The organism is Pseudomonas sp. NPDC087615, from assembly GCF_044743445.1.
In the GTDB taxonomy this organism is placed as follows: Bacteria; Pseudomonadota; Gammaproteobacteria; order Pseudomonadales; family Pseudomonadaceae; genus Aquipseudomonas; species Aquipseudomonas baetica_A.
In genome coordinates, this window is the sequence record NZ_JBIUWM010000097.1 from 1 (window position 1) to 10,878 (window position 10,878).

The following is a 10,878-nucleotide window of genomic DNA, read 5'->3' on the forward strand; positions in this document are numbered from 1 at the left end:
CAAGAATAAGACAAAAAAATAACTATACCATTGAAAATCAACTACATAAATATTATCTAAATATAACCATCAAACGCCGAACACAGGGTCAGGCGAACTTCACCGACGAACTTCAGGACGAAGGTGCCGTCCTGCTCGGCGAACTGGATTCTACCGGTACTCATTGAAGATTCCTGCTCAACACCAACAGGGCGATATCATCCGGCATCTCCCCTAGCGTGGCCAATCCAAACACTTGCCGCAGGCCATCCAGGCTGCCGCCCGCTGACTTCACCCGCTCAGGCAAAGCCGCTTCTTTTTCTTTGAGCGTAGGTTCTGGCAAAAGGTCCAGAATACCGTCAGACATCAGCGTCAGGCTGAACGTCGGCGGCAGCTCAAGTACGTGATCTTCGTAGGCGGCTTCATTGAAAAGCCCTACCGGCAGACCACGCCCTTCGAGGTAGCGAACACTGTCAGGCGTGTACAACACAGGCAAAGGCAGATGGCCGCCAATGCTATAGGTCAACAAACCGGTCTCCTCGTCGATGACTCCACCGACCATTGTGACGTGTTTACCCAGCTTACAACTGATCAGTCCCCGGTTGATATGACCAAGAACCTGCGAAGGCTTGAATTCCGGCAACGTGCCGTTGCGCTTGGACTCGAACAGCAAGCGCGTGGTCATGAACTTCAGCAGCACCGTCACAAACGCTGAAGAGGCGCCATGACCTGATACATCTGCCAAGTAAAACGCGACCCGGCGCTCGTCGACACGGAAATAGTCGACAAAATCACCGGACAGGTACAGCGACGGGATGATCTGGTGAGCAAACCTGAGCTCGTCAATGCTCCACGGGCTTTCCGGCAGCATGTTCATCTGCACCTGGCGACCGGCGTTCTGGTCTTCCTGGAGCAGACTCAGACTGGCCTCAAGCTCGCGATTGGCCTTTTCCAGCTTCTCGCGGTAGCGCTGATTTTCCAGCAGCAGACGCGCGCGATCCAGGGCCCGGCGCACGGAGTGCTCGAGCACGGCCAGATCTTCGAGAGGCTTGATCAGGTAATCCGCCGCACCGAGGCGCAGGGCCTCGACAGCGTCGTTCATCACGCCGGCACCGGACACCACGATCACCGGCGTTTGCGGCGATAGCTCGGTGACCTGACGGATAAGTTCGAGACCACCCATCTGCGGCATGCGCAGATCGCAGATGACCAGGTCGGGCGTGTCTTGCTCGAATACCTGAAGACCCTGTTGGCCGTTACTGGCCTGCAGGACGCTGAAACCACTGTCTTCCAAATAGGCCGCGAGACTCGCGCGCACTACTTCGTCATCATCGATTATCAGCAGCGTGGCACTGGTTTTTGGCATGTGGGCAAACGGCGCCAGAATTAGGTTGGCGTAGCGGGCGGGGCTACAGCCCTGCACTGACTACTGGATTCGCTTTCTAGCCTCTCTGCTGCACCGCTTTCGAGCGTTTGCTCTGCACACGGTTGCACCAGAGGTGCCCTTCTAAGGCGCAGACGGTACTCCCATCCGCGGGGTGTTTCAAGCATGTGCCGATGGTCGCTTGACGACTTTACTTGTCAAATCACAGAGAGTTATAAGAACAGCTCAAACCGTAACCCAATGGAAGGACGAAGCCATGAGTCAAACCGGTCGGGACTACAGCGAAAAGCGCGATTTTATCCGTATGCGGGTCGATGCCGATGTCGTGTTGATTCACGCAGGTGATCAGGTGTCAGCGGTATGCATCGACCTCTCCAGCAGCGGCATGCAGGTAGAGGCGCCGAGGCAATTTGCGGTCGGCGACCGATTGAGCGTGCGCATCGACTCCGAACATGCCGCGCTCAGCGGGCTTGAAGCCGAGACCGAAGTGGTCTGGGTCCGGGCACAGGATGGCGGTGGCCAAAAGCTCGGTTTGACTATTCTGCAGATGAAATAAGCGCAAACAAAAAAGGCGGCCCACAGGCCGCCCTCTTCATTTTATCGGTCGAGATTAAAAATCGTCGACGACCTTACCATCCTTCACCTTGAACTCGCGGTTCTGCAGGTAAGCGTTGCGAATGAAGGTGTACTTGTCGCCGCTGATCAGCTTCTCGCTCGACAGCAGGCTGGCACGGGTGTCGACGATGTTCAGGCCGAACACTGAATTACGCACCGGCACATCGTTGATGTAAGGGTAAGGACCGGTATAGCCGTCGACGTATTTCGCAGGCGCGTCACGCAGTGTGCTTGGACCGAGCAGCGGCAGCATCACGTACGGGCCACTGCCAACCCCCCAGTAGCCGAGCGTCTGGCCAAAATCTTCGTCGCTGCGGTTCAGCCCCATCTTGGTCCCGACATCGAAGAAGCCGAGCAACCCGAACGTGGTGTTGAAGATCAGGCGCGCAGTATCAACGCCCGCCGCTGCCGGTTTGCCCTGCAGAATGTTGTTCGCCAGGTTGGTCACGTCACCCACGTTGCGGAACATGTTGTGGATGCCATCTTCCAGAAATTGCGGCGTCACGAACTCATAGCCCTGCGCCAGAGGCTTCAGCGCGTAAGTATCGACGAAGTCGTTGAACTGGAAAATTGGACGGTTGACGCTTTCCCAAGGGTCTTCTTCCGTTGCAGCCTGAGTGGCGACCGGAGCCAGCAGCAGGCCGGCATATACACAAAGCTGAGCGAGCGGGTTGCTCCAGCGCATAGAAAAACTCCTTGGATTTATACTGGCGCGGGCTTCAAGGCCTAGGCGTTAAGAGCGCTAGTATAAGCGCAAAAGGTCTTTTGGGCAGTCTGCGAATGAAGTGACCTGTAGGACTATTCCTGCAACGGCTTTAACGCAGCTGTCATCCAACTGTCACCGGCAAGTCCTAGCCTTAACGCTATTTCAGGGACGTTGCCATGTCAGATGCTGAAACCTTGCCCCTCACCGCACCCGGCCTGACCGCCGTGCTGTTCGGCCTCAGCGGATGCCTGGTGGATTTCGGTGCCCGTGCCCGTCGACAGGCGGCCATCCTGCCAGAGCACGCCGAGGCCACCCCTGGAGCACTCGATAGCCTGCACCATTTGCAGCGCCAGCAGATTCCATGCGCGTGGCTGGATGAGCTGTCCCCTGCCCTGGCGCAATCGCTGTCAGCCGCCTTACCGAACTGGATCAAACCCGCGCAACATTCAGCAACAATCAATCCATGGCCAGCGCCCAACGCCTGCTGGCAAGCGCTCATGGATTTGAACGTCCACAGTCTGGACGGATGCGTACTGGTCAGCGGTGAGCCACGACTGTTGCAGGCCGGCCTGAATGCCGGGCTATGGACAATCGGCCTCGCCTCCTGCGGCTCGTTGTGCGGCCTGGCGCCGGGGGAATGGCAAGCCTTGAGCCAAAAAGAACGAGAACAACGGCGCGGCAAAGCGACCATGCAGTTATTCGGACTCGGCGTGCATTCAGTCATCGATCATCTGGGTGAGCTCGAAACCTGTCTGGCGGACATCAGCCTGCGTCGCCTCAAAGGCGAAAAGCCCTGATCGGGATCATGCAGGTTAGCCGAGAGTGGATTAATCTAAAGGCCAGCCATAGACCTTTGGCGCGCGGCTGCGGTCTATGCCAGTGCCTCTCGATAAAAGGAAACCAACATGCCCGCCCGCGAACTGCAAGAACAACTCAATACCCTGCGCGAGCAACTGGAGCAGAATCCACCGCTGTCTGAAGATGAGCGCGCTAACCTGCACGACCTTATGCAACAGATCGAAGCGGAACTTGAACTCGAAACCAAAACCCAGGATTCCAACATCGCCGACGGCGTGAATCTGGCGGTTGAACGCTTTGAACTCGAACACCCCGGGATCGCTGGCACGCTGCGCAACATCGTCAATGCGTTGGGCAGCATGGGGATCTGACGCCCCAAACGCAAAAAGCCCTGCCAGCAATGGCAGGGCTTTTTCGTTTTCGCGATTTGAAAGGCAGCCCGCTCTCACACTGGATCTTTATTGACGCACCAGCCGATGGTTCGGCAGTTGCACGCTTTCAGTGCTGCGATACGGGTTGATATCCAGCCCCCCGCGACGCACATACCGCGCAAATACCGTCAATTTCTCCGGTTTCAACAACCGCTGCAGATCGAGGAAAATCCGCTCCACGCATTGCTCATGGAAGTCCGAGTGCTGGCGGAAGCTGACGATGTATTCCAGCAGACTGGCATGATCCAGCGCCGAGCCACGGTACTCCACCACCACACTGCCCCAGTCTGGCTGACTGGTCACCGGGCAGTTGGATTTGAGCAGATGACTGTGCACGCTCTCTTCGACCATCCGCGATTCATCGCAACGCAGCAACTCCGGCTGCGGATGCTCGTAGTTGCTGACGCTGATATCCAGATCGTCGATGCACACACCCGGCAGCGCGACGACGCCTTCGGCTTCTACGTCTTTCAGGCTGCGAACCCGCACGCCCACCGGTTTGCCGGCAGCAGCGGACAGATCTTTGGCCAGCGTTGCTTCAAGCGTGGCCACATCAGCGAACGGCGTCTGGTTCAGCGAGTTCAGGTACAGCTTGAACGACTTGGACTCGATGATGTTTGGCGAATCCGCCGGGATACTGAACTCGCCGATCGCGACCACAGGCTTGCCCGACGGCAGCAGCCACGACAATTCGAAGCAATTCCAGAAATCCACACCTTTATAAGGCAGGGTATCGGCGGTCAGGCCCAGTTCGGCCCATTTCGCGGTGCGCGGAATCGGGAACAGCAAGGACGGCGTGTAAGTGGCGATATATTCGCTGGATTTGCCCAGTGGCGAGTGTTCGGCTGCGGGATGCATGGCGGAAACCTGACTGAAGAATCAGCGGATTCTACCAGCCTTTGCTTGCGCCTTTGAGTGCTTACTGACTGACAGTCAGTTTGCCGACCATCCCCGCCTGATAATGGCCGGGGATATTGCAGGCAAATTCCAGGCGGGTGGCTTTGCTGAAGGTCCAGGTCAACTCAGCGGTTTTGCCCGGTTCGACCAACACACTGTTCGGGTCATCATGCTTCATGCCATGGCTCATCGCACCGTGATCCATGCCCGCCATGTCGTGGGACATTTCTTTCATGCCGGTAGGCGTCAGCATGCCGCTTTGTTGCATCTGCAACATTTCCTGCTGGTGTTTGGCATGCATCGCCGCGTCGCCCAGGTTGAATTCGTGCAGCAACTGGCCTTTATTCACCAGCACAAAGCGAACGGTCTCACCGGCCTTGACCTGGATCGTCTTCGGGTCGAACGACAGGTCGGCCATCACCACTTCGATGCTGCGCGTGGCTTTGGCGGCAGGCGCGGGTTCGCCGAAGGCATAGGTGTGTGCCGACGCGGCCCACACTGGCGAGCTCAACGCTAGCAGACATGCGGTCAAAGCCAGGGGTTTGCGCAAAAACATGGTCGTACTCCAACAAGATAGGGTTCAGCCTGTGGGAAACTTTAGCCGGCCTGCGCTGGCATCTACCTGACAGGCAGATTACAACTTTGTCAGGTTAGCGCTTACCGAGATGTCCCACGGTATAAAGCTTTCGTTCCTACACACCGAATCAACCCGAGTCGCCCATGAAACTGTTGATCGTCGAAGACCAAGTAAAAACCGGCCAATACCTGCGCCAGGGCCTGACCGAGGCAGGGTTCAACACCGAACTGGTGGCCGACGGCAACAGCGGCCAGCAACTGGCCTTGAGCGGCGACTATGCGTTGCTGATCCTCGATGTCATGCTCCCGGGGCGTAACGGCTGGCAAATCCTGCAAGCGGTGCGCAGTGCGGGTCTCGACACGCCGGTGCTTTTTCTGACGGCCAAAGACGCCGTAGAAGACAGGGTTCACGGCCTCGAACTGGGGGCCGATGATTACCTGGTAAAGCCTTTCGCCTTTTCCGAGTTGCTGGCGAGAGTGCGCAGCCTGTTACGTCGCGGCAGCGCCACCGCACAGGAGACCAGCCTGCAACTGGCGGATCTGCGCCTGGACCTGATCCGCCGCCGGGTAGAGCGCAGCGGCCAACGCATTGACCTGACTGCCAAGGAATTCGCCCTGTTGGAAATGCTCCTGCGCCGTCAGGGCGAAGTGCTGCCAAAATCGTTGATCGCCTCGCAGGTCTGGGACATGAATTTCGACAGCGACACCAATGTCATCGAAGTCGCGATTCGCCGCTTACGCCTCAAGATCGACGACGAGTTCCCCAATAAACTGATCCACACCGTGCGCGGCATGGGCTACGTGCTTGAAGAGCGCTCAGCCTGATGCGCCGGTTGTCCTTGAGCTCACGTCTGGCCTTGCTGTTTGCTGCTTGTACCGCCGTGGTGTCGCTGTGTGCCGGGGTGCTGTTCAACCACGCCAGCGAGGCGCATTTCGTCGAACTCGATCAGCAATTGCTGGACGGCAAACTCATCGGCCTGCGCCGCGCCCTGCAAGATGTTCAACCCGGGCAACGCGAAGCGCGCCTGGCCGATGAACTGAGCCGCCAAGCCGATCTGTCCCTGCGCATCAATGGCAGTGACGGCCAACGCTGGTACGACAGTTCGACACAGATCCCCAAGCAATTACCGTCACACCTCGGGCTGTCGACGATCCGCAATGACGGCACTGACTATCGCGTACTCAACGCCCCGCTTTACCCAGACAAAACCGATTCACCGCAACTGACCCTGTTGCTGGACATCACTCATCACCAGCACTTCCTGCAACGCATGCAGCATTTGATCTGGCTGACCGTCGGACTCTCGGCGCTGGCCACTGCGCTACTGGGCGCCTGGGCCGCGCGCAGCGGCTTGCGCCCACTGCGGTACATGAGTGCGGTGGCCCGTGGGATATCGGCGCAATCGCTCAATGCCCGACTGCCGGAAGCGCAAATGCCGCCAGAGCTTGCGGAAATGGCCCACAGCTTCAACGCCATGCTCGGACGCCTCGACGACTCGTTTCAACGGCTCTCGGCGTTTTCCGCCGACATTGCCCATGAACTGCGCACGCCGCTTTCCAACCTGCTGACCCACACCCAGGTCACCCTCACCCGCCCACGGCCGATCGATGATTATCGCGAAGCGCTGCACAGCAACCTCGAAGAATTGCAATGGATGGCGCAACTGGTCAACGACATGCTGTATCTGGCCAAGGCTGACCACGGCTTGCTGGTGCCCAAGCGTCAACCGCTGGAACTGGCGGAAGAAGCGGATGCGTTGTTGGAGTTTTTTGCACCACTGGCAGAAGACGCCGGGGTGCAATTGAGCCGTGACGGGGATGCGCGAATCGAAGGTGACCGCAGCATGTTGCGCCGGGCGCTGTCGAATCTGCTGGATAACGCGCTGCGGTTTACGCCGGCCCAAGGCCATGTACGTCTGACCATACTTGATCAGACGAATGTTGTACGCGTGTCCGTCGAGAACAGTGGTGAAGGGGTTTCGGCAGAGCTGTTGCCACGCTTATTCGACCGGTTTTATCGGGCGGATCCGGCGCGGCAGGAAGGTAGCAGTGAGCATGCAGGGCTGGGGCTGGCGATTACTCAATCGATTGTCCGGGCGCATAGTGGGCAGATTCATTGCGAATCGGATCAGGGCTGGACGCGGTTTGTGATTGAGTTGCCGAAGTAGAGTTGAGGCCGATTGTTACGGCCCCTTCGCGAGCAAGCCCGCACACACTGGATATGCGTCGTACACAAATCCTCTGTGGGAGCGGGCTTGCGCGCGAAGGCGCTATAACAGCTTACGAATATCTCAGCGCATGAGCCGGCTCGATCTTCGCTGCCCGCCACGCCGGATACACCGTCGCCAGGAAGCTCAGGATGAACCCGGCGGAACAGATCAACAGCACATCCCCCGCCTGCAATTGCGACGGCAGATTGCTGACGAAATACACATCGGAACTGAAGATGTGCTGCCCAGTCACCCGCTCGACCCAGCCGACCATCTCACTGACGTTCAGCGCCGCGATAACGCCCAGCACGCCCCCCATCAAGGTGCCGACAATCCCGATCACCGTGCCCTGCACCATGAAGATTGCCATGATCTGCCGGGGCGTAGCGCCGATAGTACGCAGGATCGCGATGTCCGCGCCCTTGTCGTTCACCACCATGATCAGGGTTGCGATGATGTTGAACGCCGCCACCGCGACGATCATCAGCAACAGCAGGCCGATCATGGTTTTTTCCATTTTCATGGCGCTGAACAGACTGCCTTGGGTGTGGGTCCAGTCGTCAGCCTTGAAATCGGTGCCGAGGCCTGCGGCGATGTCCGCAGAGACCTTCGGCGCCGCGTACAAGTCTTTGACCGCCAGACGCACGCTCTGCACCTGATTCGGCTCCCAATGCTGCATGGTCGCCGCATCGGCGACATGGATCAGCCCCATGGAACCGTCCAGTTCAGCGCCAACCTTGAACACGCCAACCACGTTCAGGCGCTGCATGCGCGGAGTGATCCCCCCCGGTGCGGTGCTGACTTCCGGCACGATCAGGGTGATCTTGTCGCCAACATTCAAACGGAAACGGCGGGCGGTGATTTCGCCGATCACCACGCCAAACTCACCGGGTTTCAAGGCATCGAGGCGGCCCTGGACGATGTGCTGGGCAACAATCGACACCTTGCCTTCCTGAGCAGGATCGACGCCGCTGATCTGGATCGGCTGCATCAAGCCCTTGTAGGAGAGCATGCCTTCCATTTCCGTGAACGGCACGGCGGCGGTCACTTCAGGATTTTTCATCGCGGCGGCGGCTACGGGCCGCCAGTCGTCAATCGGCTTGACGCCAACGATGGTCGCGTGCGGCACCATACCGAGGATGCGCGAGCTCATTTCACGCTGAAAGCCGTTCATCACCGACAGCACAACGATCATCGCCAGCACGCCAAGGGCGAGGCCGATCATCGAGGTCATCGAAATGAACGAAACAAAGCGATTGCGGCGCTTGGCTCGGGTATAGCGTGCGCCGATAAAGATCGATAACGGTCTGAACATTCGCTGGGGCACCGTATAAAAATAAAAGACCCGACGCCTTTCAGACGTCGGGTTTGGGCCGAATCAGATGGGCGTCAGGCAACCTTCCTGCAAATGCAGGACGCGATCCATCTGGCGAGCCAGGTTCATGTCGTGAGTCACCACCAGAAACGCCGTGCGCATCGAAGTGCTGAGCTCCAGCATCAAATCCTGAATGCCTTGGGCGGTGTGGGAATCGAGGTTACCGGTCGGCTCATCGAGCATCACCAGGCCGGGATTGTTGACCAGGGCGCGGGCGATGGCCACACGCTGACGTTCACCACCGGACAGTTCGGCCGGCTTGTGCTCAAGACGATGACCGAGGCCGACGCGCTCCAGCAATGCCGTAGCGCGCTGACGGGCTTCCGGAATCGGCGTCTTGCCGATCAACAGCGGCATGCAGACGTTTTCCAGTGCGGTGAATTCCGGCAGCAGGTGGTGAAACTGGTAAACGAAACCCAGCGCACGGTTACGCAGCAGGCCGCGCTTCTTCTCGCTCAGCGCCGAGAGTTCTTCGCCATCGAGCCAGACGCTGCCCTGGGTTGGCGTGTCGAGGCCGCCCAACAGGTTGAGCAAAGTACTTTTGCCCGAACCCGAGGTGCCGACAATTGCGACACGCTCGCCCGGATGCAACTCCAGTTGCAGACCGGCCAGCACTTCTACCGACTCCGGGCCTTCCTCGTAGGATTTGCCCAGGTTGCGGCAGCTCAAGATTGCTTGTTCACTCATGCCCGACTCACTCATAACGTAGCGCCTCCGCCGGCTGGGTGCGCGCGGCACGCCAGGCTGGATACAGGGTGGCGAGGAAACTCAGGACCAACGCAGCGGCGCAGACCATGACCACATCCTGGCTCTGCACCTGCGACGGAAGATAATCAATGAAATACACGTCAGCATTAAGGAATTTGTGGCCGATCAGGCCTTCAAGGGCCGAAATCGCAGCACTGACGTTAAGCGCGGCCAGGATTCCGACCACCGCGCCAATGGCGGTGCCGACCACGCCGATCACCGTGCCTTGCACCATGAACGTGCGCATGATGGTGCCCGGTGTCGCGCCAAGAGTACGCAGAATGGCGATGTCGCCCTTCTTGTCGTTGACCACCATCACCAGCGTGGAAATGATGTTGAACGCCGCAACAGCGACAATCAGCAGCAACAGCAGCCCGATCATGGCCTTTTCCATACGGATCGCCTGATACAGATTGCCGTGGGTGCGCGTCCAGTCGCGAGCGTAGTAATGGTCTTCGCCAAGTTGCTGGGCGATGTTCCATGCCACGCGCGGCGCCTGGAACAGGTCGTCGAACTTCAGACGGATACCCTGCACCTGATCAGTCTTCCAGCGACGCATTTTCGCCAGATCCTGCAGGTTGGTGACGCCCAGAAAGCCGTCCAGCTCACCGGCGCCGACATGGAAAATGCCCACCACGGTGAAGCGCTTCATGCGCGGGAACATCCCGGCCGGGGTCACGCTGACCTCCGGCGCAACAAAGGTGACCTTGTCACCGATGCCCACGCCCAGCTTGGTCGCGGCCTTGTCGCCGATAACGATGCCAAAGCTGCCCGGCGTCAGGTCGTCGAGTTTGCCCTGCTTCATGAAGTTGTCGATGATCGACACGTTGCGCTCAAGCGCAGGGTCGATGGCATTGAGCAACACCTTGGAGACTTGACCGTTGTTGGTCAGCAGGCCCTGCATCTGGGTAAACGGCGCAACTGCCGCCACCTGCGGGTTCTGCTTGACCTTGGCGGCCAGGCTTTGCCAATCGTTGATCGGCTCAGTGGATTCGATGGTCGCGTGGGGCACCATGCCCAGCACGCGGGTGCGCATCTCATGATCGAAGCCATTCATCACCGAGAGCACGACGATCATCACGACCACGCCAAGGGCGAGCCCGATCATCGAAGTCTTGGTAATTAATGTCACAATTTTAGTGCGAGTATTTGGTATGTTT

The 10,878-nt window shown here is 58.6% G+C and carries 12 protein-coding genes and 1 pseudogene; 5 read left to right on the forward strand and 8 right to left on the reverse strand.

From position 1 onward, the window contains the following. Nucleotides 1-59 precede the first annotated feature (59 nt). Together ACIOU6_RS26935 and rssB are read right to left on the reverse strand one after the other, a co-directional pair. Nucleotides 60-164 (reverse strand): annotated as a pseudogene (locus ACIOU6_RS26935) (anti-anti-sigma factor); the annotation flags it as partial. Continuing rightward, nucleotides 161-1,345: a two-component system response regulator RssB gene (gene rssB, locus ACIOU6_RS26940; protein WP_221733203.1), complete on the reverse strand. Its 1,185-nt coding sequence runs from the start codon at nt 1,343-1,345 to the stop codon at nt 161-163. The pseudogene ACIOU6_RS26935 and the gene rssB, both read right to left, overlap by 4 nt. Before the next feature lie 274 nt (nt 1,346-1,619). Here rssB and ACIOU6_RS26945 point away from each other — a divergent pair, with 274 nt between their 5' ends. Further along, nucleotides 1,620-1,919 carry a PilZ domain-containing protein gene (locus ACIOU6_RS26945; protein WP_221733204.1) on the forward strand — a complete coding sequence of 100 codons (300 nt, stop codon included), beginning with the start codon at nt 1,620-1,622 and terminating at the stop codon, nt 1,917-1,919. A gap of 54 nt (nt 1,920-1,973) precedes the next feature. Here the strand turns inward: ACIOU6_RS26945 and ACIOU6_RS26950 are convergent, their stop codons facing one another. Continuing rightward, complete coding sequence (locus ACIOU6_RS26950) at nt 1,974-2,663, reverse strand: VacJ family lipoprotein (RefSeq protein WP_401139722.1); 690 nt, start codon at nt 2,661-2,663, stop codon at nt 1,974-1,976. A 197-nt stretch (nt 2,664-2,860) separates the two neighbouring features. Between ACIOU6_RS26950 and ACIOU6_RS26955 the strand changes: the two genes are divergently transcribed. Both ACIOU6_RS26955 and ACIOU6_RS26960 read left to right on the forward strand, forming a co-directional pair. After that, a complete protein-coding gene (locus ACIOU6_RS26955) occupies nt 2,861-3,481 on the forward strand; it encodes an HAD family phosphatase (protein ID WP_401139725.1) in 621 nt (206 codons plus the stop codon). A gap of 108 nt (nt 3,482-3,589) precedes the next feature. Continuing rightward, nucleotides 3,590-3,853: a DUF4404 family protein gene (locus ACIOU6_RS26960; protein WP_221733207.1), complete on the forward strand. Its 264-nt coding sequence runs from the start codon at nt 3,590-3,592 to the stop codon at nt 3,851-3,853. Nucleotides 3,854-3,940: 87 nt separating this feature from the next. On the opposite strand, the gene queF is transcribed toward ACIOU6_RS26960, so the two are convergent. Both queF and ACIOU6_RS26970 read right to left on the reverse strand, forming a co-directional pair. Beyond that, nucleotides 3,941-4,771, reverse strand: a complete 831-nt coding sequence (queF, locus tag ACIOU6_RS26965; RefSeq protein WP_401139728.1) for an NADPH-dependent 7-cyano-7-deazaguanine reductase QueF — start codon at nt 4,769-4,771, stop codon at nt 3,941-3,943. A 61-nt stretch (nt 4,772-4,832) separates the two neighbouring features. After that, nucleotides 4,833-5,366 (reverse strand): plastocyanin/azurin family copper-binding protein, encoded by a 534-nt coding sequence (locus ACIOU6_RS26970; RefSeq protein ID WP_401139730.1) that lies wholly within the window; start codon nt 5,364-5,366, stop codon nt 4,833-4,835. Nucleotides 5,367-5,530: 164 nt separating this feature from the next. On the opposite strand from ACIOU6_RS26970, the gene ACIOU6_RS26975 reads away from it, so the two are divergent. After that, on the forward strand, nt 5,531-6,211 hold the full coding sequence (locus ACIOU6_RS26975) for a heavy metal response regulator transcription factor (RefSeq protein ID WP_221733210.1): 681 nt from the start codon (nt 5,531-5,533) through the stop codon (nt 6,209-6,211). Further along, nucleotides 6,211-7,554, forward strand: a complete 1,344-nt coding sequence (locus tag ACIOU6_RS26980; RefSeq protein ID WP_401139732.1) for a heavy metal sensor histidine kinase — start codon at nt 6,211-6,213, stop codon at nt 7,552-7,554. Before ACIOU6_RS26975 ends, ACIOU6_RS26980 begins: the two co-directional genes overlap by 1 nt. A gap of 112 nt (nt 7,555-7,666) precedes the next feature. Here ACIOU6_RS26980 and ACIOU6_RS26985 read toward each other — a convergent pair whose 3' ends face one another. From ACIOU6_RS26985 to ACIOU6_RS26995, 3 genes are all read right to left on the reverse strand, one after another. Beyond that, the gene (locus ACIOU6_RS26985; protein ID WP_401139735.1) at nt 7,667-8,911 is read right to left on the reverse strand and encodes a lipoprotein-releasing ABC transporter permease subunit; all 1,245 of its coding nucleotides are present in this window, start codon (nt 8,909-8,911) and stop codon (nt 7,667-7,669) included. A 63-nt stretch (nt 8,912-8,974) separates the two neighbouring features. Beyond that, nucleotides 8,975-9,673 carry a lipoprotein-releasing ABC transporter ATP-binding protein LolD gene (gene lolD, locus ACIOU6_RS26990; RefSeq protein WP_401139738.1) on the reverse strand — a complete coding sequence of 233 codons (699 nt, stop codon included), beginning with the start codon at nt 9,671-9,673 and terminating at the stop codon, nt 8,975-8,977. After that, the gene (locus ACIOU6_RS26995; protein ID WP_401139741.1) at nt 9,666-10,874 is read right to left on the reverse strand and encodes a lipoprotein-releasing ABC transporter permease subunit; all 1,209 of its coding nucleotides are present in this window, start codon (nt 10,872-10,874) and stop codon (nt 9,666-9,668) included. Before ACIOU6_RS26995 ends, lolD begins: the two co-directional genes overlap by 8 nt. Nucleotides 10,875-10,878: the final 4 nt, after the last annotated feature.

What these genes read in the sequence shown, in the direction of transcription:
- ACIOU6_RS26980 (WP_401139732.1), top strand. Translation starts at nt 6,211, where the DNA reads ATGCGCCGGTTGTCCTTGAGCTCACGTCTGGCCTTGCTGTTTGCTGCT.
- lolD (WP_401139738.1), bottom strand. Translation starts at nt 9,673, where the DNA reads ATGAGTGAGTCGGGCATGAGTGAACAAGCAATCTTGAGCTGCCGCAAC.
- queF (WP_401139728.1), bottom strand. Translation starts at nt 4,771, where the DNA reads ATGCATCCCGCAGCCGAACACTCGCCACTGGGCAAATCCAGCGAATAT.
- ACIOU6_RS26985 (WP_401139735.1), bottom strand. Translation starts at nt 8,911, where the DNA reads ATGTTCAGACCGTTATCGATCTTTATCGGCGCACGCTATACCCGAGCC.
- ACIOU6_RS26960 (WP_221733207.1), top strand. Translation starts at nt 3,590, where the DNA reads ATGCCCGCCCGCGAACTGCAAGAACAACTCAATACCCTGCGCGAGCAA.
- ACIOU6_RS26955 (WP_401139725.1), top strand. Translation starts at nt 2,861, where the DNA reads ATGTCAGATGCTGAAACCTTGCCCCTCACCGCACCCGGCCTGACCGCC.
- ACIOU6_RS26945 (WP_221733204.1), top strand. Translation starts at nt 1,620, where the DNA reads ATGAGTCAAACCGGTCGGGACTACAGCGAAAAGCGCGATTTTATCCGT.
- ACIOU6_RS26970 (WP_401139730.1), bottom strand. Translation starts at nt 5,366, where the DNA reads ATGTTTTTGCGCAAACCCCTGGCTTTGACCGCATGTCTGCTAGCGTTG.
- ACIOU6_RS26950 (WP_401139722.1), bottom strand. Translation starts at nt 2,663, where the DNA reads ATGCGCTGGAGCAACCCGCTCGCTCAGCTTTGTGTATATGCCGGCCTG.
- rssB (WP_221733203.1), bottom strand. Translation starts at nt 1,345, where the DNA reads ATGCCAAAAACCAGTGCCACGCTGCTGATAATCGATGATGACGAAGTA.
- ACIOU6_RS26975 (WP_221733210.1), top strand. Translation starts at nt 5,531, where the DNA reads ATGAAACTGTTGATCGTCGAAGACCAAGTAAAAACCGGCCAATACCTG.